Here is a 22,519-nt window from a genome sequence, read left to right on the forward strand (position 1 = left end):
ATCACCTTTCATCGGAAAAGAGACACTCGATACCCGAACAGAGGTGGCCCGCCATATGCGTCGATCGGCTCCGGCCGTGCACAACGCCGATGGGGCCGGTCGGGTGTTATTTGCTGCGGCGGGTGGATGATTTCGGTTTGCCGGTTTTGCGGGTCGCGTCGTCGGCGGCCATTGCATCGCGCAGGCTCTTCGGTCGCATATCTGTCCAGTTCTTTTCGACGTACTCCATGCAGGCGTCCCGGCTGTCTTCACCGAAGACGACTCTCCATCCGTCGGGGATATCGGCAAAGACCGGCCAGAGGGAGTATTGCTCTTCGTGGTTGATCAGAACCGAGAATCGGCCGTTGTCGTCATCGAAGGGATTGGTGCCCATTTCACCTCGCTGAATACTCGCATTGTGCGGATAGGAATGCTCGTGTGTGCGTCGGTGCGCGATCACACCGTGCGTGGAGCGGCGAGCGCTCCGGCGGACGGCCGATGAGTTGCGACACCGTCGGATCCTCCTTCCCGGTATGTCGGTATCGGGCAGGGGAAGACGGTGCGAATTGTATGGGTCTTCGAGGCGGTACCACACGTGGATGGGGGCGAGCATCCACGCCCGTCCTGAGGCGAGAAGTCGGCAATCGTCGATCCGGCAGTACCAAAGTATGCGGATGAACGCGCAACCGCTAATCGGGCGAACCGCTCATGTCGGCCATATGACACAAACGGCGGTCCGGAGACAGCGAAAAATGGTCCGATCCAAGTACTCGGCGGCTTCGAATAGCTGTCGATGCCATTCGTGGATGGGGATCCCGGAGGGGCAGAAAGGCCGTGTGAGTCGGATTCCGCGGCCGAGCGTCTCGATCCAGCCGAGCTGGAACCGTAGGCGTGCCAAGAAGTTCGGATGCCGGATCCAGCCGGAGCCTTGACGGCTGACCGGCTCGACACGGCACCACGTTGCTACTTCCTCGAAACCGAGGATCCGGTCAGCGGCACTGTTCCCTGCCTCCCCGTAACCGCACGGTGCACTGTCGGGGTTGCCGGGTGGTCCGCGGCCGCACGCACAGAATTCCATCCGGGAGATGCGTCTATTGACTTCGAATGTGCACGCACGACAGATACGCTCGGCGTTGTTGCGGGGGATGTCGACTGTATTCGTCGTAGCCGTCGTCACTGCCGTCGGCTCAGCACAGGCGCAACCCGAAGACGGGCCAGCACTGGACTTGCAGCACTGCCCACCCCTGTATGTACTCGGCGTGCAAGGGACCGGTGAATCGTCGCCCGACGCACCGGCTTCCGTCGATGACGGCATGCTTTCGGCTGTGTTGGTCCCGCTGCTGTCCAGGGTGGGGCCGCGGCAGGCCGGGCATGCGTACGTCCCGTACCAGGCCTCGTTCGGCGGGATGGTCCCCGGCGGCTTGACGCCGTATTCGTACTCAGCGGCCGAGGGACTCGGCCGTCTGCGGTCGATGGCGCGCGAGGTCGTCGGCCGATGCCCTCGTACCGAGCTGGGGTTGATCGGGTATTCACAAGGGGCGCACGTCGTTTCGATGTTCGCACGAGAGGTCGGGGCCGGCGGAGGTGCGGTGCCGGCGGACCGGGTTGCGGCGGTCGCGTTACTCGCGGACCCGACTCGCGGCCGTGCTGCGCCCGTGTTTCCGGGAGCCCCTGGTAAGGACCGGCCGGCTCCAGCACCCGACACCGCCGGCACAGAGGTCGCCGAGTTGCCGCGGTTTCCACTCGCGACGCCGCCTGGCGGCGGAATCGGCCCGGTGCGAGACATCATCGATGATTTCGGTGCGCTCACCGGGCGAGTGGCGTCGCTGTGTCGGCCCGGCGATCTGGCTTGCGACGCACCCGCCGGTTCGCCGCTGCTCCACATGATCGCGACCATCGCGGGCCAGATCGAGTTCGACCCCGACGACCTCTTGCTGACCTTGTCCTCCATCGCGGCCACCCTCCAGGCGACAATCGCCAAAACGCTGACAGCGGTGGTGAGCGACGACCTGCGCGGCGATTCGCTGGGAACACTGTCGCTGACCCCGCAGAAGACACTCAGTATCCGGCTCGCCGAAGCTGCCGACCCGCGCGTGGCCGTCGGCCCGCAGTCGCACGAGGCACTGCTGAAACTTGCCGCCGCCGCATTCAACGCCCTCCTCGCGATCACCGGGACCGTCTTGTCCACCTCGGAGTTTTCCGAAATCGCCGGCACAGCGGCGATCAACCCACTCGCGGGGATCGCAATTCTCGCCCAAGACATTGCCGTCGCGTCGCACCACCCGTCGCCACCGACGCAAGCGTCTCGGCTACTGACTCAGATATTCGACGCCCTCGGCGAGCTAGGAGCGGACAACGCCGAATTGCTGGATCCGCACACCTGGCTCCATTATGTCGATACCGTCCGCCAACACGGCGCCTATGCCACCGCCGGCGCCGGCGTCCGCTCCAGCACCGAAATGCTCACCGAGTGGTTCACGGCCGTAGCCCGAGACCTGGCCGGCCACCGGCTCCCCCCGCCCAGCGAAGGATCGAGCGAAACGCCCGGTCCCCCGGCCTCGGCACCTACCACCGCGCCGCCGGCGCTGCCCGCGAGTTCACCGGTCACGGTTCCGCCCGCGGCGCCCTCGTCACCAGCCGTCCTCCCTGCCCCGATTGCGACGACGCCGAATACCCGGCCCAGCACCGCCTCGATTCGCAGCGAGACCGGCCGGACGGACAGGCGACTGGATTGGCTGCTGGTCCTGATCGGTTTCGCCGTTGTTTCCGGCGCTGCGACCGCACTACGCACTCGCCTGCGCCGGACCCACGCCGCTGCGATGTCCCATCGAGAAGATTCCACTATAAAAGAAGTCGTTCACACGTCACAGGAAAACATCACCACTCCCCCGCCGGGAGACGGCGCTGAGATTAAAATATCTCAGCGCGAATCGGCGCCGGAAGCGACGCGCGGCAGCACTGGTTGCTCATCTCTTCCCACCGGGTAGAACATATCCTGCCTTGTTCCGCGAACTTTTTCGCGGAAGGGCAGAGCGCGACAGTCGGCCGAATTCAGCTCGGCCCGGACCGGATTTCGCACTGGCAAGCCCCTTCTCGAATAAACAGAACAGTTCAGTGGTCCGCTTATCGAGTTATCCATCGAAGTCGCACACGAATCTAGGTCGACCGGGAGCTTTGTATTGAACGTCACCATGGATGAGCGCCAGGATGCAGTTGCCGAAATTGTCGTAAGCCTGCTGGAGCGCGAGAGGGCACGCAATATCGACCTGTGGCCCGCCATCATCGGCAGCGGCCTGCTCTCGGCACCCCTGCCACAAGGCTACGGCGGAGACGGCCTGGGCCTCTTGGAGGTCTCGGCGATATTGAAGGAGCTGGCAACCGACGCCGTAGAGGTTCCGCTGCTGTCGACCCTCGGATTCGGGGTCCTTCCCTTGCTCCGAGCCGCGACGGCTGGCGTGGCGGAACTGGTTTTCCCCGCTGTCGCCGCGGGAGCGATAATCACAGCGGCGCTCAACGAACCCGGGGCACCATTCTCCTCGAAACCCTCGACGACTGCAGTCATCGACGGCACCACGGTGAGAATAAGCGGCCACAAGGTCGGCGTACAGTATGCGAACCGGGCAAGCTGGATCCTGGTGCCGACCGATTCCGGACTCGCTGTCGTGGATGCGAAAGCGCCCGGTATCAGCCGTGTCCCGAACGCGTCCCCGACCGGCGTGCCCGAATTCACGCTGCGATTGGACAACGTGTCCATACCAGCGGAGCAGTTGCTGCCCGACAGTGTCCCGCCACTGAAGTGGTTGGCGCTGGCTTCGATCGGATCGGTGGCGGATGGCCTGCTGCACGGAGTGCTGAGACGGACCGCCGAAAGAGTGCAGGCCCAGGCTCGGCTCGGATTGTCCCCCATGCAGTTCCGGGCAGCATCTCGGAATATCCACGATATCTACGTCGCCGCTCGCGCGGTGCATTCGATCACACTGTCGGCGAATCGGGCGCTTGCGCAGGAGGACGACAGCGCCGAACATCGAAAGCGGGTCGACACTGCCCTCGAGACGTTGGCTTACCGGGTCACCACGGCGCTGCCGGAGGCCATGCAGAAGTGCTACCAGCTCAACGGCATCGGCGCGGAACACACGGGACCGCTGTCCCGCTACTACTCGCAAGCAAAGGGCATCGCCCGCGTTCTCGGCGGATCGCCGTTCCGACTGGAGTGCCCTCGCGCCGAATGCGCTCTGGCTCGATCACAGGACCACGGGGCTGCGCCGAGTACTGCCGACCTCGTCTCTGCGGCGACGTCGGTCGCCACGATCTGAGGACCGCGGCCGGAAACCGCATCACGTCACTGAATCTGCTGGCACACTGAGGAATTGCGGCAAACGCTCCCACACTTCGCAATCGACTACGTAGTCCAGAGAGGTCTTCATGCCGGACCCGTCCGAACCCATCGCTGCGGCCCATAGGCGCACACCTGTCGGGTTGGACACTTCGCGGGCAAGCATCGCTCGCGTGTATGACGCGACGCTCGGCGGCAAGGACAACTACGAAGTCGATCGTGTCGTTCGCGATACGGTCGCTGAAATCGCTCCGCGCCAAAGCGATGTGGCATGGATGAACCGTCGATGGCTGCACCGAGTGGTTCGCTACCTCGCCGGCTGCGTCGGCATCGACCAGTTCCTCGATCTCGGTGCCGGACTGCCGACCGTCTGCAATACCCACGAGATCGCGCAACAGCACATTCCCACCGCACAGGTGGTGTACGTCGACAACGATCCGCTGTGCGCTCTCCACGGCCGAGCCCTACTCGAAAGAAACGAACACACGCACTTCATATCGGCCGACCTGACCGAACCGCATGCCTTGCTGGCCTGTCCCGAGATTGCCACCCAGCTCGATCCGGGCCGCCCCCTCGCTCTGATCCTGTGCGGCGTCCTTCACCACATCGATGACGATGCCGGCCCCGCCGGAGTCATGCGCCGATACATCGACGCGATACCGGTCGGATCCTACATTGCGATCACCCACTTCTGGGATCCCGCCGACGGATCGGCGGCACACGAAATGGCTGTTCGACTCCAGCACCGGTTCATGGCGTCGGGGTTGGGGTCCGGCTGGTATCGCACTCGCGACGAGATCGCCTCGTTCTTCGGGGATCTGGAGGTACTTGCCCCTGGACTCGTCGAACTGGACGACTGGTGGCCGATGGGACCCGAACTCGAACACCGGTGCCTCGAGAAACGGTTACTTCTCGGCGGAGTCGGGCGCAAAACGTTGCGGTCCACCGTGATCCCACTTCAGCAGCAGAGCAAGCATCGGTGACGAGCTCGGTGCGCGGAATTCTCGGGGGGGTGACGCCCGAGTCCGCGAACGGACCGTGGCGGCGGAACCTGCGGGAGGAGGTGGCTGACGCGGAAACTAGAGCTTCGAGTAGCCGTGGCACCGCGCCACCCACGATGTTCACGGCCGGGGTCGAATTACCTGGATATACGGACGCGGGCGGCATGCCAAGGTGCCACCCGCGTCCGACATTATGGGGTATCTCGTGGGTGAGATCCCAGCAGTGACCGAATTACCTGACCGAGCTGTTGACGCCGATAAGGAAATCCGAGCATAGACAGAATTGAATACGGTGTTGGTAAATCGCCGGATTCTATCACCGCACCCAATTCCCGCGAATCGACTATTCGCGTTACCCGAGGGTGTGTGGTGCACCCTTGATTCGACCCGTCACCGCGCACCCCACAACAGAGGAGATCAACTGCGGAAATTTACGGGCCGAAATGAAATACCGGCCGCACATTGGGGAGATACGCCGGCCGGCTCGCACTCACAGCCCGACAATGCCGAGCAGCGAGTGCAGCAGGTTCACGACAAAAGACAGAATCACAAGCAATCACCTCCCTTCGAGGACGTCGTTGCCTTTGCTGAATCGAATCGGCTATCTGGGCCCGAGCGGAAACATTACACAAAGCCATGGGAGATCAAAACTCACGTGAAAGCGCCCGAAGAAAGCCGCGTGAAGGAAAAGACAGTGCGATCACTGCACCTCTCTCGCGCTTCCCGCTCACCAATCCGGACTCTCGTCCTCGCATCGACCTACACTCTTCGGATTCGTTTCGGAAAATTCAATCAATCCGATGCCGAAAGGTTTTTCTCGCCCGTCGGGTCACGAATGTGGCTACAGCCACTACGCCTTCTTTGCAGGTGTCCGGTCGGTTCCGCAACCTCTCCCGAGGTGACCGGCGGTTCACAAAGCGCGAATCGATGCCCAGGCCCAGCGAACACGCCGATAAAGCGCCAAACTACGCCCACCCGGATGACCATCGCGCGAGCACCCGAAACCGTTACTCTCACCGCGCCGCGCACATGTAACGACCCGCCATGCCGCGAGCGCAACGACCGCTCAGTCGAGATCGCGTGCTGGAAGCCGCGATTCGCGTCGCAGATCGCGTGGCGTGGAGGCGATCACGATGCGGCGCGCCCGCCGCGGCTGATGCGGATCACCGAGTTCCTCCGCCTGGACCTGGCGGCAAGCTGACTTCCGGAGGCGCGCTCGCACTCCCGGTCACCGAACTGGAGTCGTTGGACGAGCTCATCGCCGGACACGACCTGCTGGCATCGGGTCACGGCGTGGGCAAGCACGTCGCCCGTATCGGTTCTGTGTGGAAGTAGGTCCACAGCGGAGTCAATGCCGTGCCGGCTCGGATGTGGCGCGCAGGAAACCGATTGTGCGAGCGCGCAATCCGTCACGTCGTTGCCGGATCACCTCGTCCGCCGGCGGATCGAGTGGGCCGAGCGGCACGGCGCGGTTCACATTCGTATGGCAGTCGAGTCCGCTGCACACATGCAAACCGCGGCCGGACAATCGTTGCCGCTTGTCCTTGGCGGCGCGGCGGGCGGTGAACACCGACACCTCGTTGAACCGCCGAGTGAACCGGCACAGGTCGCACATCATCGCTCGCGATCCCAGCTCGGCCCGAGGTGGCGCCTGCCGCAACAACACGCCTGTGGCCGCCCCGTCTACCTCGGCAACCAGATACGCCCGCAGGGGCGAACGTGGATCGCGCCACCCTAGATATTCGAGAGCCTCCCAGGAAATCTCGTCGAACCACCCTGGCAGCCGGACTCGGCTACCCGGGGGGTCCATATTGACAATCGCGGCGCGCACTTCGGCCCGGGACATAGCTCGCATGGGGATTCCTATCGACGTTTCCTGAACTGGCGGCGACAGGCGGCAGCGGGGCCGAGCCGGTCGCAGTGAACTGTCCCCGGCTCCCCACCGTTCATCACGACGTGTCCAGCGGCGGCGGACCTCTTTTCACGCCCTGTCCGGTGGCAAGCGAACGGCACAACACCGACCGAGGACGCCGCCCACAGTCACAGCGGGCAGTCGTCAACCGGGCGATGCGCGAGGAGACAGAGGATCAGACCGAGCGGACAACGACAGAGAACTTCCCGTGCACATCACGGGGGTACCCGATCGGTGATTGCGAACGGACGCCGGAACTTTCGCGGCCGGCCCGTTCGGCGGCGGATGGACGCGCGGTTACGCGGCGCGGCGAGGCGCGCTCGGCGAGAACCGGGACATCAACACCCTCTTCCGAACTATCCAGGCCCGGAACCAGACCATCCGGGCGCGCTCCAAGCTAGCAGGCCGACCGCACCCGTCACAACGAATTTCGGATCGTCACACTCGCCGACGGTTGCGCTGCTCAGAGAACGCGCCGAGATCACCCAGCACGGCCGAGCGTGGCCACCGCCAGCATCCGTCGCAGTGCACGGAACTCGAAGACACGCTGCGCCGCAGGAGGGCTGGCCGGCCTGATCGCCACGCAAGTCGACGGCGTCACGCCGGCCAACGGAGCCAACGCCGCACCCGCTGCGGTGGACGAGTCGGCCCGCTCGCTCGCGGCCGAACTGCAGGCCGGCGGGCATGTGCCGGGCAAGGTAGTCATCGACCCTGTAGATCGAGTGCGGGCTGCTGCGCTCTGCAGACCCAACCGTGCTCGCCGTCGGGCCGAGATCCATCCCGCGGATGGGTCGCAGCCCGACGGCCTTCGAAAAGTCCGCGGCCGGACGTAGGCCTACCTTTCCGGAGCAGCCTGCATCCTCGCGGTCCTCAGCGGTCGATAGGTTTCCCGACTCCACGAGGTCGACCAACTGTTCGAACCATTCCCCGTGACCGGCAGGCACGGATTTCGACTACTACCCCGGCCCGACGAGACGAGATCATGACGTCATTGTTTCGTCATCGCATCGCGGGGCACCTCCCCCTCGAAGTGCGCGATGATCTTCGGGGCGCCTGCTCATCAGGCTGTGGCGGCGGGCACCGACCAGGCAGGGCGAATCACACCGACGAGCGCGACCTACCGAGGAGACCGAGGTGGCAACAGTCGCCGAACACGTGCAGCAACATATCGGCCGCGGCCATGCGGCCGAAATACGAGAAGCCCGGATGTTTCTTCGCGGCCCCGGCACGGCCGCCACCGATATCGGACTGTCGACGAGCGACTACCTGGCGCTCTCCGGCGACAGGCGGATCACAGCCGCCATGAGCGCCGCGCTGCTCACCCCGATCGAACCCGAGATCGGTCCCCTGGCGCGCCGCCTGGCCGACTACACCCACAGCGCCACCGCGGTGGTGTGCCAATCCGGCTGGGCGGCCAATATCGGGTTGTTGCAAGCCATTGCGGCGCCGGGCGTTCCGATACATATCGGGGAGAACACGCACATGTCATGGCGACAGGCGGCACTGGCCGCGGCCGCGCCGCTGCACACCTTCGGGCGCAACGACCCCGCCCGGCTGGCGGCGCAGATCCGCGCCCACGGCCCCGGCATCATCGCCGTCGACGCGATCGACAACACCACCGGCACACCCAGCCCCCTTGCCGCACTGTGCGACGTCGCCGACGAGACCGGCTCTCTTCTCGTCGTCGACGAATCGCACTCCCTGGGCGTCGTCGGCCCGCACGGTGCCGGTGCGGTGGTCGCGCTCGGGCTCACCCGGCGCGTGCCGTTTCGCACCGCCAGCCTGGCCAAGGCGTTCGTCGGCCGGGCCGGGCTGGTGACCGCACTCGACCCCGAGTTCGCACCCTATTTCGAGTCGGTGTCCTATCCCGCGATCTTCTCCTCGGGGCTGCGATCCCACGATATCGCCGGGTTGTCCGCCACCCTGGAGGTGATCCGAGCCGAGGACGGACGCCGCGCGCGGCTCCGCGTGATCGCCCATACCGTCCGAAACGCGCTCGCCCGCATAGGATTCGATATGGGAGGAGTCGACAGCCATATCGTCGCACTGCCCACCGGAACCGAATCCGACGGTCGCGCGGTGCGCGCGATCCTGGAAGCACACGGTGTGCACGGCGCGCCGTTCTGTCCGCCCGCCACCCCTCCGGGCAGGTCGCTGATCCGGCTGTCGCTGCACGCCGCACTCACCGCCGAGCAGATCGAGCGAATCATCACCGCGTGCGAACGGGTCCATGCCGGATACGGCCGGTGACCCCGGCCGCCGGAGCAACCGACCCGGTCAGCGTGAACGCCGCCGGCGCCACAGCACGCCCACACCCACACCGGCCCACACCAGTACCAGCGCAACGGCCGAGCCCACCCCGTAATTACGGTCCAGCACAGTCGAATTCGCAACCGCCCCCGCACGTCCGACGACCGGAACGCTCACGACCGCCAGCACCACGGTAGCGACGGCCCCGATCGTGACCGGCGCGCGTGCGGGGCCGGGAATCAGATACCGCCCCATCACTCCCACCCCAGCCGACAACGGCGCGAAAACGACATCGTGCACCAGGAGCAGGCCGACCGACCACACCGCGATCGACATCAGATCCGTCGTATTCATCTGCAGCAGAAGCTCGATGCCGTACGCCGCACATGCGGCACCCGCCGCGATCAACAGCCCCCGCACGACGTTCATCCCAGCACCTCGATCGCCGACAGCCACTTGGTCTGGAGCACACCGGGGCGGTTGGGCGCGATCAAACGACAGGGGTAGCCGTGATCCACGTCCAGATCGGACCCGTTGAGCCGCAGGGCGATAACGGTCGCACTGTCGACCGCGACATTGTGCGGCAAGGTCGAACGCCCGTAGAGGCCCCCCGTCTCCAGGGATCGGAAACCGACGGCACCGCCACGATAGTCGCCCACGGACGCGAGCAGATCCCGCAGCCGCACACCCGACCAGCGCGCGGAGACACTCCAACCCTCCACACAGGCGATCGGCAGCTCGACCGTGGTCTGCGCAAACATCGCCAGTTCCGATCGCGAGAAGGTGCGGCGACTGCCCGACACCGTCACCGCGAGTCGATAGTCCGGATGGAGAGCCTGTTCGGTGACCGATGCCTGGGCGGCGGTGCGGTTCACCGGCACCCCGAGCGGGCCGGTGCCGCTGCGCGGCGCCAGCACCGAGACCCGGCGCAGCCACGGCACCGACTGCCCGGCTATCGACAACCCCGCCAGCCCGGCCGAGACGGCCGCCGCACCGAGCACCACCCGGCGCGACACCATCTGCTCGCGCTCGGCCACATGATCGTGCGCTGCGAGTTCGGTTGCCGGCTCGGCACGCTCGCCGCGCATGACCGCGGACCGCACCGTCGGCAGCTTCACCGCAAGATGGATCGCGAGCGCACCGACAGCGACGAAGGCCATCGCGTAATGCGTTGTGGTGAAGAAGAACCGCCAGGCATAGAACTGCGCGATATTGAACAACCCGGTCACCAACTGGAACAACATCGCCGCGACCAGCACCGCGATCGAACCACGTTCGGCCAGCCGCAACAGCCCGCCGATCGCGGGGCGGGCGAACAATCGTGGATAGACCGACCAGAGCTTCACCAGGACCAGCGCGATGGTGATCACGCCGGAGATCACGTGAGCTCCCTGTGTCGTCCGATACAGCCACACCGGATGTGCGGGCCACCGGAACCAGCCCGGTGGATGCTGAATCCAGTGGCTGATCAACCCGGTCACGAAACAGATCGCGACCGTCACAGCGATAGCGATACCGATCCGTGCGGCCACGACCGGCGAGCGCGCGGGCGAGACGCGGATCCTGATCGCCGTCGGCAGCAGCAAACGGGAGTCGCGCGCGGCACTCATGTGCGCGGAGCCGTCAGCGATCCGGCCGCCGCCGCGAACAGCCCTCGGCAGCCCGCTGCGACCTCGGCGATATCGGAGTACAGATCGACATCGTTCAGTTCGCGCAGCATCTCGACGCGGCAACCGTTGCGCAGCAATGCCTCTCGGGTGAGTGCACCGGTTCGATCGGTGGACATCGGCACCTGGGCGAGTACTCGCGCCGGGCGCACGTCACACAACCCCAGCGCCCACCAGCCGCCGTCGGCCGCCGGCCCCAGCACCGCGTCCGGGCCGGCCAGCAACCGAGCCCCGCATTCGGCGAGCAGCCCCGGCCCGGCCTGCGGTGTGTCCATCCCGATCTGCAGAACAGGTAGCCCGAATCGAGCCGCGTCGGCGTGCGCATTCGCCAGGCGCACACCGAAACCGTCACCGCGCTGCCGAACGACATCGAAATCGCGCAGGGCCGAACCTATTTCGCGTGCGCGGCAGGCGTGCTCCACGTCGCCGGTCCACGCGACCACGGCCCGCGCCGCGCCGCAGTCGCGCACCGCGGCCAGGGTGTCCAGGAGCGCGGCGGCGGCCAGATCCGCCGCCTCGGCCGGGGACAACGGTGGACTCAGCCGGGTCTTGGCGAATCCTGCGACCGGCGCTTTCGCCACCACCAGCAGCGTCAATGGCAGAACAGTCATCGCACACTCCAGAAGTCGCGGGCGGCACGCACCGTCCCGATTACCGAACCGGACACTTTCGACACCCCATGGGTGCGCGGCCGATAGGTGACATCACGTTCGACCACCTGCCACCCGGCCCGCGCCGCGCCGGCCAGCAATGCCAGCGGATATCCCGACCGCGGATGCAGCGGGCCCAGTGCCACCAACTCGGAGCGGCGGATCACGCGCATCGCGGCCAGATCGTGCACCGGGAGCCCGTAATGTCGCCGCAGCCACTGCGCCAGCAGCCAATTGCCCAGGCGCGCATGCCACGGCCAGGCGCCCCGGACCGGGCGGCGGCGCCCGGCCACCATGGTCACATCGGGACTCAATTCGGCCACCAGCAGCGGTAATTCGTCGGGCGCCATCGAACCGTCACCGTCGAGCACCGCCACCAGGTCGGTTGTCGCGGCTGCGATCCCGGCTTGTACTGCGCTGCCGTAGCCGGGGACGGATTCGACGACCACCGTCGCACCCGCCGCACGCGCCACCGCGGCGGTGTCATCGGTCGAGCCGTTGTCCACGACAACGACCCGATACTCCGCGGGGACCGCCGCCAGGACGCCCGGTAGCGCGTCGGCCTCGTTCCGGCAGGGAATCACCACGGTCAGCTCTCGACTGGCTTCGACTGGGGTCACGTGTCGACCGTAAGGCCGATCGGACGAAAAACGGCTGGTGACACAGGTGACGAAAGTATGACGGCACGATCGCGTGCGCGCCGCGCCGCGCCGACGGGACCTACGGTGAACGAGTGAGCGATACCCGCAGCAGTACCGCATCGCAGACCCGGCGAGTATCGGGCGAGCGCGCCGATATCGCCTGCGCGGTGGCAGCGACGATCCTGGTGGCCGCCGCCTTCCTCGTGCCGAGGATCAGCACGCCGCACTATCGCGATTCGCTCTACGCCGCGGCGGCGCCGATCTTCGGCTCGTGGCTGCCCCACATCGGATGGGGCACGGGTCCCGCGATCGTGATCGCCGTCGCCGTGGTGCGCTACGGGCCCCCGCTCGCCGCCACGCTCACCTGGCGGCGGCTGCTGCCGGCCACCTGGGGGACCGCACTCGCGTGGGCGTTCTGCCTCGCCATGGTCGACGGGTGGCAGCGCGGATTCGCCGGTCGGCTCACCACGATGCACGAGTATCTGCACGAGGTCGGCGGAGTCCACGACATTCCGGCGATGCTGCGCGGATTCTCCGACAGGATTCTGGATTATCAACCCGATTCGTGGACCACCCACGTGTCCGGCCATCCGCCGGGCGCACTCCTGGTGTTCGTCTGGCTCGACAGGATCGGATTGAGCGGCGGCGCATGGGCTTCCACGCTGTGCGTACTGGTCGGGTGCAGCGCGTCGATGGCCGTGCTGGTGGCGATGCGGGCGTTGGGCGCCGAGAGCAGGGCGCGGGCGGCCGCACCGTATCTCGCGCTCGCGCCCGCGGCGATCTGGCTGGCGGTCTCGGCGGACGCCTTCTTCGCCGGAGTGGTCGCCTGGGCGGTTGCCGCGCTCGCGGTCGGAGTCGGCGGCGCGCGGCCACGTCCGCTGATCCTGTTCGTCTCCGGGGTGCTGTTCGGGTTCGGCATTTATCTCAACTACGGCCTGGTGCTGATGGCCGTCCCGGCGGCGGCGGTGGCGCTACTGCGCGGTGTGCGAGCGGTGTGGCCCACGGCGCTGGGCGTGCTGGCCGTCGTCGCCGCCTTCACGCTGTCCGGCTTCTGGTGGCTGGAGGGATATCACCTGGTGGTGCAGCGCTACTACCAGGGCATCGCGACCACACGGCCCGTGTCCTACTGGATCTGGGGGAACCTGGCGGCGACGGTGTGTGCGATCGGAGTGGCATCGGCCGCGGCGCTGCATCGACTTCCGGGAGCGCTGCACCTTCCCGCACCGGCGGAGATCCGCGCCGCCCCCGCGACGGCGTTCGCACGCTGGCGCGCCCGCGCGGACCCGGCGGCGCTGTTGGCGCTGGCCGCACTGACCGGTCTTCTGCTCGCCGATCTCAGCGGCCTGAGCAAGGCCGAAACCGAGCGGATCTGGCTACCGTTCGACATCTGGGTGATCGGCGGAACCGCCCTACTGCCGGCGCGCGACGCTCGCGCCTGGCTGATCGTCCAGGCCGTCGGCACCCTGGTGCTCGCCCACCTCCTGCTCACGAATTGGTGAGCGCGGTGCGCATCCTGATCGCCGATGACGACCCCGTAGTGCGTGAGGTGGTCCGCCGTTACCTCGAACGCGACGGCATGGAGGTGGCTGAGGCCGCCGACGGGGTGCAGGCGGAACGCGCGCTGGCCGGCGGCGATATCGATCTGGCCGTTCTCGATGTGATGATGCCCGCGCCCGACGGCATCGAGTTGTGCCGGTCGGTGCGTGAAGGCGAGCGTCCCGAGACACCGATCATCATGCTCACGGCCCTCGGTGAAGAGGAGGACCGTGTGCTCGGACTGACAGCGGGCGCCGACGACTACCTGACCAAGCCGTTCAGCCCGCGGGAGTTGGCGCTCCGGGTGGCGTCGGTGCTGCGCCGCACCCACGGACCGGCGCCGACGGCAGGCGTGTTGCGCAGCGGTGAGATCCGCCTGCGGACGGCGGCGCGGACGGTGGAGATCGCCGGACGGCCGATATCGCTGACCGCACGCGAATTCGACCTGTTGTGCTTCCTGCTGGCCAATCAGCGGCGCGTGTTCACCCGTACGGAACTGCTCGCGCAGGTGTGGGGCTGGGATTTCGGTGACCAGTCGACGGTGACGGTGCATGTCAAACGCTTGCGTGCCAAACTCGGCGATTCCCACCGGATCGAGACGGTGTGGGGACGGGGTTACGCCTGGGGTGCCGGGACGGGAGTCGATCGTGCCGAATGATGTCGCCGGGTTGATCGGATGGGCCCTGGCCGGATCGGTGCCGATCGTCGCGCTCGGAGCGATGCTGCTGCGGGCCTTTCGCAATCGGGCCCTTGGGCTGTCGATGGTGATTCTGGTGTTGATTCCGACGCTGGCCAGCCTCAGCGGTTTCATCGCGGTCAGCGGACCGATGTTCTCCGATGCGCTGGCCAGGATGTCGGTGGTGCTCGTCGTGGTCACGGCGGTGACCGTGCCCGCAGCGGTCGTCCTGGGCCGGGCGCAGGCGCGGCAGCTGGTGTGGGAGAAACAGATGCTCGACCAGGAGCGTGCCGCCGAGGCGTCGCGTCGCGAACTGGTGGCCTGGGTCAGCCACGATCTGCGCACGCCGTTGGCCGGGATCCGGGCGATGGGCGAGGCTCTCGCCGACGGCGTGGTCGCGCAGACCGGAGATGTCGAGCGCTACGGGAGGCAGGTCGTGCGCGAGACCACGCGATTGTCGGGCATGGTCGACGACCTGTTCGAGATGTCGAAAATCAACGCCGGAGCCCTGCGCCTGCACGTCGAACCACTGGATCTGCGCGAACTCATCGACGAGGTGGTAGCCGCCAACGAGCCGGCCGCCGCGCGTGCGGGAGTGAAACTGCGTGTTCGACAACCAGATTCGGCGATCACCGTGGCCGGCAGCGATCAGGCGCTGACCCGGGTGCTGACCAACCTCGTCGCCAACGCGATCGCGCACACCCCGCCGGGCGGAGATATCGACATCTCGGCCGATGCCGCCCGCGGCAGCGCCTGGGTCTACCTCGACGACACCGGTCCCGGCATCGCCGAGGCGGATCTCCCCCGCATCTTCGACGCCGGTTATCGCGGCACGGCCGCACGCTCTCCCGCGGCCGAGGGCGGCGGGAGCGGCATGGGCCTGGCGATCGCCGCCGGTCTGGTGTCGGTCCATCACGGCGAGATCAGCGCATCGAACCGGGAACACGGCGCCCGCTTCGAAATTCGGCTACCGCTGCTCGACGGCACCGACCCTGCCGCGGTGACGCGGCCTGCTCACGAGCGCGGATGGTCGATCTCGCCGTCCTGATCGTCGACCGCTCGTCAGCGCTGCCACTGCGGCGCCCCCGCACCCGCGGCGGCTCGCAACGGAGCGGTGGCGAAGTCGGTGAGACCCCTGATCGGATCGATCGCCGCGGTGAAGCCCAGCAGTTCGCGTGCCCGATCCGGCCCCGCGACGATATGGCGAACATCGCCCGGACGGAACTCGCCGGTCACCACCGGCTTCGGACCGTCCTGGGCGCGAGCGAGGATCGCGGCGACCTCGCCGATGCTGATCGGATGTCCGGACGCGATATTCAGCGCCGTGAACCGGTCCAACGGCTGTTCCACGGCCCGCAGGTTGGCCTCGGCGATATCGGCGACGTGCACGAAGTCGCGCATCTGTTCGCCGTCCTCGAAAACCCGCGGCGCGGAACCCGCCTCGAGCGCCGACCGGAAGATCGCCGCCACACCGGAATACGGTGTGTCCCTGGGCATCTCGGGACCATAGACGTTGTGATAGCGCAGAGCGGTCACCGTCGAGCCGGTGGCCGTGGCCCACGCCGCGGCATAATTTTCCTGCGCGAGCTTGCTGGCGGCATAGAGGCTGCGCGGGTGCAGTGCCGCGTCCTCGGATATGGGCGCCCACTGCAGTGGCGCACCGGTGTCGGGATGGCGATGATCGAATACACCACACTCGAGGTCTGCGCGCCGGCGTGGCAATGGGGTCACCGCCACGGAATCTGCTGTGCGATAATGCCCTTCGCCGTACACCACCATCGACGACGCCAGCACCAACCGGCGGCAACCGGACCGGTCCATCGCGGCCAGCAGCACCGCCGTTCCCAGATCGTTGTGACTGGCGTAAGCGGGGGCGTCTTGAACAGTCACCCCCGCACCCACCACCGCGGCCTGATGGCACACCACATCGATTCCCGGTAGCAAACGGTCGAGGGCGTCCTGATCGCGCACATCGACGCGATGCACGCCCTGCGGCGGCCGAGCTTGTAGGCCGTGCGCCGCGCTGAGCATCGCGTCGACCGCCACCACCTCGTGCCCCGCGTCGGTCAGCACCCGCCACACATGAGATCCGATAAATCCGGCCGCGCCGGTCAGCAGAATCCGCATACCGAGATTCTGACCACGGTCCGCGCCCCAGGCGGGGATGCGGCGCCACCGGTAAGCAAACCGTCACATTTCGGCGTCGGCCCCCGAGGATGAGGACGCGACCGCCCGCTCGCGCACGACGGGATGTAGCAGCAGTTGGCGACTCTGGCCGAACCCGTCGTCCGATTCCACAGCGGACACCCCGTCGGCCCACGAAAGAGCTTGTCCTGCAGTATCTTCGGTGCTCGCGACTGTTCTGGTTCGACCTTCGATCGGGTCGTGCAGAACGAGGTCGATGGCCGAATCCCCGGGGGTCGTGCGGTAGACTTCAGGCTCCGAGATAGGCGGTGGCGCGAAAATCGCTGGGGCGCACGCCTCGATGGCGCTTGAACGCCGCACTGAAACCGAACGCGTCCGCGTAGCCGACGGCCTTCGCCACCTGCGCCACGGTGAGATTCCGGTCGGCCAGTAGTCCCTCCGCCTCATCCATGCGGCATTCGGTGAGGTACGCCAAGGGTGACTGGCCCATGACCTCGGAGAACCGGCGCGCGAACAACGCCCGGGACACCCCAGCCTCGGCGGCCAGCGACGCGACCGTCCAACCGGCGGCCGGCTTTGCGTGCATGGCTTCCAACGCCGGGCCGACCACCGGATCGGCCGGCCCTCGGTACCAGCCCGGCGCGGCAGCGTCCAGCCCCTCGAACCAGTCGCGCAGTGTGCAGACCAAGGCCCAGTCGAGTAGCCGGTCCATCATCGCTTGGGCTCCGGCCGGACGCCGGGCCGCGTCCGCGGCCATCGATTCCATCCACGCGCACACCTCCACGTCGTCGTTCACGACCACGACGGGGGGCAGAGCACGCAGCAGCCGTTCATGGCGTCGGCCGGACGCCCGGTAAGCGCCGACGATCAGAGCGGTCTCGGCGGCGGGGTCGTTCCCCCAACCACTGACGTTCAGCGCAGGATCGCATTTCGCGTCCGGCGCGAAGCAGGAGACCTCGTATTCCTCGTGCGGCACCCCGACGGTATCCACGCTGTCGGCGAGGACGAAGGTTTCCGGGCCGCGTACGATCGCGGTGTCCCCCACCGTGATCCGACGCTCGAGACCGTCCGGCAGCAGCAAGGTGCCCCCACCACGCAGCACGGTGACCATGGTCAGCGGTGCCGCGTCGGCGAACCGGATGCTCCACGGGGGTTCCAAGACCGCGGAGGTGAGCACAGCTCCCTCGGCGCGGATACCGGCCAACAGTGCGCTCAGTGGATCCACACCGCGAGGGTAGACGAACTCCTATCGGATGTAGATCTTTACCCATAGATCGTCCACCTTCCGGGGTGTGGAATGAAACCCGGAACGCACAACCGGGCGTTCGAACATCCCGCATTCAGGAGGCCCCGTGCAGCACAACCCGACCGTGGACATCGCGACCGCCGGCACCGCGCTGGTCGTCGTCGCACACCCCCGGCCCGAGTCGCTGACCGCCCATATCGCCGAACTGGCCACCCGCCGCCTCACCGCCGCCGGCTACCGAATCGATCTGCTGAATCTGCACGCCGAGAACTTCGATCCGCGGATGACCGCCGCCGACCTCCCGGAATGGGGCAACCGGGAGAAGGTCTACTCCCCCGAGGTCGAGAACCATATGCGACGCATCCTCGCCGCCGACGTGATCGTCGCGGTGTTCCCGGTGTACTGGATGCAGGTCCCGGCGATTCTGAAGGGCTGGATCGATCGCGTGTGGAACTACGGATTCGCCTACGGCCGAAGCCAACCGCGGCTCGCAGGCAAGCGGATGCTGTGGCTGGGCCTGGCGGGCGTGGCAGACGACGAGGCGATCGTCGAACCCATGCAGGACGCGCTCAGCGCGCAACTCAACGACGGGATCGCCTACTACTGCGGCCTCACTCGATCGTCGGTGCGGTTGCTGCCCGGCGCGGAGGAAAAGCGACAGCGCGTCGATGCCGCGGGCAATCTGCTGCTCGACGAGGCGCTCACCGGCTCGGTTCGCGAGACCCACTATGCGGGCTTGGAAAACCGGGCGCTGGGATTCGTCGACGATTTCCTTGCCGCCGAACAGGTTCCGATCTGACCAGCGAGCCAATCCACAACCCGAATCCATTTCCCGGACGCGCAGACTATAGGGAGCCATGCCACCCAAGCCATTGCTCAGCCGCGCCGCTCTCGCCGTGAGCCGGCGCGACGGCACTGGCTTTCATGTTCGCGCTACCGGGAAGCGAAGTGGCGCAACTGCTCTCCCGTCGCGCGGCGCGCATCGACGCCATCGTCGAGAAGGTGGAGGCGGGGCTGGCCGTAGCCTCGGACGTCGAGCCGGTCTTCCTCGCCGACCACACCTACGCCCAAGCGCTGCGCCGCGCCGAGCGCGATTGGCTGCTCGGCTTCGCAGCCGACCTCCGCGGCGGCGCCGCGACCTGGCCACTCGCCGATCAGGAGTACACGGATGACCATTCGTGAGATCAAACCGACATCGCGATGGGCGCGCTCACCCAGCAGCGGATCGTCGACCGTATGCTGCCGGCGCCCCGTTCGCCTTTCCTTGTTTCCGTCCGAATGTGGCGTCCCGCAGGTGCGGTCGGGTGATTGCGGCTTTCAGACGGTTCAGTGCGGGAGCGAGGGGGCGGGGATCGATGTGCTGAAGTGCCTCGGTAAGCAGGTGAACGGGTTCGCTGCACGAGTCGTAACGGGCGTCGGGGTCCTTGTCGAGTGAACGGCGCAGGATCGGGTCGACTTCGGGCGGGATCCAGGGTTGGCGCTCGGAGACCTTCGGCGGTGGTTCGTGCAGTTGCGCCTGGGCGGTGGCCATGAGGTTCGCGCGAAAGAACGGCGGCCGCCCGGTGAACAACTCGATGGCTGAGCAGATCAGCGCGTACTGGTCGGTCGCCGGGGATACCGCTTGCGCCCGCAGTAGTTCGGGTGCGGCATACGGTACCGACACGACGACGAAACCATCGGTGGCCAGGGGCGGTTCGGGCCGATGCAGCCACCGGCCCTGATCGAAGTCCGAGATTTTCACCGCATCTTCGCCGACCAGCACATTCGCCGGCTTCACGTCGAGATGGACCACCCCCTCGGCGTGCGCGTAATCCAATCCCGCCGCCACATGTGTCAGCACGTGCAGCACCCGCCGCAGATCCGGGCGCTGGTGTGGCATCCGAACCAGCTTCGCGGCCGTCGCGCCCACGACATACTCGTGGGCGGACCAGAGCCTGCCGCCGGTTTCACCGTGTCGGTACATCCGCACGATATCGGGGTGCCGCAGCGCGGACAGGATTTCGAACTCGTGCACGAATCGTGCGCGCGCCTCGGGCGACCGGCTGTCGTCCGGCCCCAGAATCTTCAGTGACACAGGCCGCGCCCCGTCCGGATCCTCGGCCAGATACACCGCGCTGCTGCCGCCGTGCCCCAACCGGGCCTTCACAACGAATCCCGCAAACTGATCACCTGGCGCGAGCGGCATCGTCCCACGATAAGCGCTTGCGTGGGATCGTTCTTCTCACCCGTGCGGAGTCGCCGTCATGGTGCCGGACGCTACGTGGTGCGGGCCCCGAGGGGTGGTCCACCTCCACTACGGACCGGCCCAGCACTGACACCCGCCGGTTGGGCGGCCGACAAGAACTCCGCAGAAGAAAGGCGCGGTGCGAAAGAGCGGCAGCCGATCAATCCCGATAGATCTTCACGTAGGCGTTCGTAGCGGTGCCGATGCTCGTCGGGCCCAGGCACGAAGCCGTGCCCTGCCCGGACGGGCCGAAGGAACCGTTCCACGACCCCTGGTAGGGGCCGACGGCCATCAACGGGAACGCGTTGGGGATGCCATGCAGACCGAAACACTCGACGATCAGCGCGTACTCCCGGCCGGCCGGGCCGTCGTCGTGGCATGTCGCCGTCGCTCCGACCAGATCCCACGACACCGCGCAGTCCTGCGGCGCGGCTTCGGCCACACCGGATCCGAGCACTGTGGCGAAACCTGAAACCACGGCCGCGGCGATCACAGCCCGCGCCGCGGCGGTTGTCGTCTTGTTCATTCGTTTCCCATCTCCCGGATTTGCTTCACTGTCGCTCGACAATCGGTTCGCCTGTCCCGCCGCGTTAACGACGACAGCGACACCACGGTCGGCACCCAGTCGAGAGCGTTGACTACACATTTCGCGTCCCGCTGCCTCCGCGCCCCGGCGTCGTCGGACTGTTCCGCGCGGCCAGGAGGCACAACGTCGAGGACGGGGGCCAGCGCCCAGGGACGAAGGACATCCCCGTGGCCGGTGCGTGTGTCGGGCGCGTTCACGTCGTTTCGGCGGGGTTGTCGCGCTGGTCGAGGGTGTGTTGCAGTTCGGTGTTGAGGCGCTGAGCCTCGGCGAGCTGGTCTTCGAGGATGACGATGCGGCACGCGGCGTCGAGGGCGTTGCCGGCATCGACGAGTTCGCGCACGCGGGCAGCGACACGCAGCTGGTAGCGCGAGTAGCGGCGGTGCCCGCCGGCGGATCGTTGCGGGGTCAGCAGTTGCGCGGCGTCGAGGCTGCGCAGGAACGCTTGGGTGACACCGAGGATTTCCGCGGCGCGTCCCATCGAGTAGGCGGGGTAATCGTCGTCATCGAGTTTGTCGGCGGCACTGGGACCGCCGGAAAAATCGGGTTGTTGCACAGGGCCTCTCGGGGTCAACGCCAACAGGCCCCGGCGCGGTGCGCCAGGGCCTTTGGATCTACGAAGGGGGGAATGATGTCATGTCAGTTCACCGGCCCCGCAGGGCCGCTGCCTCACCGCATCCGATGCTTTCGGGATGCGGAACTGATGAACCTCTCTTCAGTGACCACCTCCTGGTTCGCCGGTCTTCCTGCGGTGCTTGCGTATTCGATTCTTCGGTGATTCGTCCCCTTCCGGCAGGTCCGGCCGACTGCTCCGGGTCTATCTGTCATCCGCCGGAAGGGGACGGGGAACTTACTTCTTCCGGGCAGTTCACCTGCCCGGCCACTCGGACTCATTAATTCGAACAACAGAGACTCTATAACGACCCTCGACGAATGTCTACACCCGACACGATAGATTTTTGCCTGCCGGTATGAGTGTTTATGTCACATGCATGGACCGGTGAAATCGGTGGGTGTCGGTAGCCGGTCCACTCGCCGGCGCTGGTCTCGCGCAGCGTCGCCTCGCGCCACAAGGGATTTCCGGCCACCCTGCCGCCTGGGCGGCCTGGGTGCCGGCGGCGTTCTCGGCGTCGTAGTCGCTCATGGCTCCTCGGCGTGTGATCTCTTACGGGATGCAGTCGTAGCCGTTGACGTAGGCCGGAGCGCTCGCGATGTTGCCGGAGATGGTGAACAGTTCGATGGGTTTGCCGTCGAGACCGATGATCGCTGGAGGTTGCTTTCCGCAGTGGTACGTGTTCGGTGTCGTGTTGCGTTGGGTGATCTGCCAGGGACCTCTCATCGTGTTGTCCGGTCCGACAGTGCCTTCGGTAGGTTGGCAGTTGCCTCGGCCGGTGACCACGACGGTGTCTCCATCCTTGTACCCCAGCGGGCGGACGACGATGACCTCATCGCATACGTACGTGGGGACGTGGGCGGGTCCGGCGTGGCTGTCGTCGGCCGCCGCGCTGGTGATCGGTGCGCCGACTTCGGCCGCGGTCGTCGTCGTGGATATCGGGGCTGCTGTCGGTGACGTGCCGGGATGCGACGAGCAGCCGGTGAGCGCGACCGTGAGTAGGCCGAGGGCGAGGTATACGGGTTCGGTCACGGGGCACCCCTGTCGTCGAGTACGAATGCCG

The 22,519-nt window shown here is 66.7% G+C and carries 22 protein-coding genes; 10 read left to right on the forward strand and 12 right to left on the reverse strand.

The window, feature by feature from the left end; all coding sequences use genetic code 11:
• Window positions 1-106: 106 nt before the first annotated feature.
• Window positions 107-373 (reverse strand): MbtH family protein, encoded by a 267-nt coding sequence (locus NMI01S_RS13320; protein ID WP_062997436.1) that lies wholly within the window; start codon window positions 371-373, stop codon window positions 107-109.
• 751 nt (window positions 374-1,124) lie between these two features.
• Between NMI01S_RS13320 and NMI01S_RS13325 the strand changes: the two genes are divergently transcribed.
• The 4 genes from NMI01S_RS13325 (at window position 1,125) to NMI01S_RS13340 (ending at window position 6,514) form a co-directional block, all read left to right on the forward strand.
• A complete protein-coding gene (locus NMI01S_RS13325) occupies window positions 1,125-2,966 on the forward strand; it encodes a cutinase family protein (RefSeq protein WP_245716844.1) in 1,842 nt (613 codons plus the stop codon).
• Between the two features lie 192 nt (window positions 2,967-3,158).
• Window positions 3,159-4,292: an acyl-CoA dehydrogenase family protein gene (locus tag NMI01S_RS13330; protein WP_157126163.1), complete on the forward strand. Its 1,134-nt coding sequence runs from the start codon at window positions 3,159-3,161 to the stop codon at window positions 4,290-4,292.
• A gap of 109 nt (window positions 4,293-4,401) precedes the next feature.
• On the forward strand, window positions 4,402-5,295 hold the full coding sequence (locus tag NMI01S_RS13335) for an SAM-dependent methyltransferase (RefSeq protein WP_062997115.1): 894 nt from the start codon (window positions 4,402-4,404) through the stop codon (window positions 5,293-5,295).
• 997 nt (window positions 5,296-6,292) lie between these two features.
• Window positions 6,293-6,514: a hypothetical protein gene (locus tag NMI01S_RS13340; RefSeq protein WP_062997117.1), complete on the forward strand. Its 222-nt coding sequence runs from the start codon at window positions 6,293-6,295 to the stop codon at window positions 6,512-6,514.
• 147 nt (window positions 6,515-6,661) lie between these two features.
• Here NMI01S_RS13340 and NMI01S_RS13345 read toward each other — a convergent pair whose 3' ends face one another.
• Window positions 6,662-7,168 carry an FBP domain-containing protein gene (locus NMI01S_RS13345; RefSeq protein ID WP_062997119.1) on the reverse strand — a complete coding sequence of 169 codons (507 nt, stop codon included), beginning with the start codon at window positions 7,166-7,168 and terminating at the stop codon, window positions 6,662-6,664.
• Window positions 7,169-8,359: 1,191 nt separating this feature from the next.
• Here NMI01S_RS13345 and NMI01S_RS13350 point away from each other — a divergent pair.
• Window positions 8,360-9,475 (forward strand): aminotransferase class I/II-fold pyridoxal phosphate-dependent enzyme, encoded by a 1,116-nt coding sequence (locus NMI01S_RS13350; protein ID WP_062997121.1) that lies wholly within the window; start codon window positions 8,360-8,362, stop codon window positions 9,473-9,475.
• Between the two features lie 27 nt (window positions 9,476-9,502).
• On the opposite strand, the gene NMI01S_RS13355 is transcribed toward NMI01S_RS13350, so the two are convergent.
• The 4 genes from NMI01S_RS13355 to NMI01S_RS13370 are packed head-to-tail and all read right to left on the reverse strand — an operon-like array spanning window position 9,503 to window position 12,412.
• Window positions 9,503-9,904, reverse strand: a complete 402-nt coding sequence (locus NMI01S_RS13355) for a hypothetical protein (RefSeq protein ID WP_062997123.1) — start codon at window positions 9,902-9,904, stop codon at window positions 9,503-9,505.
• On the reverse strand, window positions 9,901-11,085 hold the full coding sequence (locus NMI01S_RS13360; protein WP_084512936.1) for a molybdopterin-dependent oxidoreductase: 1,185 nt from the start codon (window positions 11,083-11,085) through the stop codon (window positions 9,901-9,903). Before NMI01S_RS13360 ends, NMI01S_RS13355 begins: the two co-directional genes overlap by 4 nt.
• The gene (locus NMI01S_RS13365) at window positions 11,082-11,753 is read right to left on the reverse strand and encodes a TIGR04282 family arsenosugar biosynthesis glycosyltransferase (protein WP_062997125.1); all 672 of its coding nucleotides are present in this window, start codon (window positions 11,751-11,753) and stop codon (window positions 11,082-11,084) included. Before NMI01S_RS13365 ends, NMI01S_RS13360 begins: the two co-directional genes overlap by 4 nt.
• Window positions 11,750-12,412 (reverse strand): glycosyltransferase family 2 protein, encoded by a 663-nt coding sequence (locus tag NMI01S_RS13370; RefSeq protein ID WP_245716846.1) that lies wholly within the window; start codon window positions 12,410-12,412, stop codon window positions 11,750-11,752. Before NMI01S_RS13370 ends, NMI01S_RS13365 begins: the two co-directional genes overlap by 4 nt.
• Window positions 12,413-12,525: 113 nt before the next feature.
• Between NMI01S_RS13370 and NMI01S_RS13375 the strand changes: the two genes are divergently transcribed.
• From NMI01S_RS13375 to NMI01S_RS13385, 3 genes are read left to right on the forward strand one after another with little or no spacing between them, the layout of a single operon-like run.
• The gene (locus NMI01S_RS13375; RefSeq protein ID WP_084512938.1) at window positions 12,526-13,932 is read left to right on the forward strand and encodes a hypothetical protein; all 1,407 of its coding nucleotides are present in this window, start codon (window positions 12,526-12,528) and stop codon (window positions 13,930-13,932) included.
• A 5-nt stretch (window positions 13,933-13,937) separates the two neighbouring features.
• The gene (locus NMI01S_RS13380) at window positions 13,938-14,627 is read left to right on the forward strand and encodes a response regulator transcription factor (RefSeq protein ID WP_062997442.1); all 690 of its coding nucleotides are present in this window, start codon (window positions 13,938-13,940) and stop codon (window positions 14,625-14,627) included.
• Window positions 14,617-15,693: a sensor histidine kinase gene (locus NMI01S_RS13385; RefSeq protein WP_084512963.1), complete on the forward strand. Its 1,077-nt coding sequence runs from the start codon at window positions 14,617-14,619 to the stop codon at window positions 15,691-15,693. The genes NMI01S_RS13380 and NMI01S_RS13385 overlap by 11 nt, the downstream gene beginning before the upstream one ends.
• A 14-nt stretch (window positions 15,694-15,707) precedes the next feature.
• Here NMI01S_RS13385 and NMI01S_RS13390 read toward each other — a convergent pair whose 3' ends face one another.
• Window positions 15,708-16,772 carry an NAD-dependent epimerase/dehydratase family protein gene (locus tag NMI01S_RS13390; protein ID WP_062997127.1) on the reverse strand — a complete coding sequence of 355 codons (1,065 nt, stop codon included), beginning with the start codon at window positions 16,770-16,772 and terminating at the stop codon, window positions 15,708-15,710.
• A 307-nt stretch (window positions 16,773-17,079) separates the two neighbouring features.
• The gene (locus NMI01S_RS13395; RefSeq protein WP_062997129.1) at window positions 17,080-18,015 is read right to left on the reverse strand and encodes an AraC family transcriptional regulator; all 936 of its coding nucleotides are present in this window, start codon (window positions 18,013-18,015) and stop codon (window positions 17,080-17,082) included.
• 127 nt (window positions 18,016-18,142) lie between these two features.
• Here NMI01S_RS13395 and NMI01S_RS13400 point away from each other — a divergent pair, with 127 nt between their 5' ends.
• Together NMI01S_RS13400 and NMI01S_RS13405 are read left to right on the forward strand one after the other, a co-directional pair.
• Window positions 18,143-18,835, forward strand: coding sequence for an NAD(P)H oxidoreductase (locus tag NMI01S_RS13400; protein ID WP_218021007.1), 693 nt, complete (start codon window positions 18,143-18,145; stop codon window positions 18,833-18,835).
• A gap of 125 nt (window positions 18,836-18,960) precedes the next feature.
• Window positions 18,961-19,218 carry a hypothetical protein gene (locus tag NMI01S_RS13405; RefSeq protein ID WP_062997131.1) on the forward strand — a complete coding sequence of 86 codons (258 nt, stop codon included), beginning with the start codon at window positions 18,961-18,963 and terminating at the stop codon, window positions 19,216-19,218.
• Between the two features lie 28 nt (window positions 19,219-19,246).
• Here NMI01S_RS13405 and NMI01S_RS13410 read toward each other — a convergent pair whose 3' ends face one another.
• From NMI01S_RS13410 to NMI01S_RS13425, 4 genes are all read right to left on the reverse strand, one after another.
• Complete coding sequence (locus NMI01S_RS13410; RefSeq protein ID WP_084512939.1) at window positions 19,247-20,221, reverse strand: serine/threonine-protein kinase; 975 nt, start codon at window positions 20,219-20,221, stop codon at window positions 19,247-19,249.
• A 199-nt stretch (window positions 20,222-20,420) separates the two neighbouring features.
• Window positions 20,421-20,786 (reverse strand): hypothetical protein, encoded by a 366-nt coding sequence (locus NMI01S_RS13415; RefSeq protein WP_245716847.1) that lies wholly within the window; start codon window positions 20,784-20,786, stop codon window positions 20,421-20,423.
• Between the two features lie 253 nt (window positions 20,787-21,039).
• Window positions 21,040-21,324 (reverse strand): helix-turn-helix domain-containing protein, encoded by a 285-nt coding sequence (locus NMI01S_RS13420; RefSeq protein WP_167669907.1) that lies wholly within the window; start codon window positions 21,322-21,324, stop codon window positions 21,040-21,042.
• 684 nt (window positions 21,325-22,008) lie between these two features.
• Window positions 22,009-22,488, reverse strand: coding sequence for a hypothetical protein (locus tag NMI01S_RS13425; protein WP_062997137.1), 480 nt, complete (start codon window positions 22,486-22,488; stop codon window positions 22,009-22,011).
• Window positions 22,489-22,519: the final 31 nt, after the last annotated feature.

It is taken from the genome of Nocardia mikamii NBRC 108933 (assembly GCF_001613505.1).
In the GTDB taxonomy this organism is placed as follows: domain Bacteria; phylum Actinomycetota; class Actinomycetes; order Mycobacteriales; family Mycobacteriaceae; genus Nocardia; species Nocardia mikamii.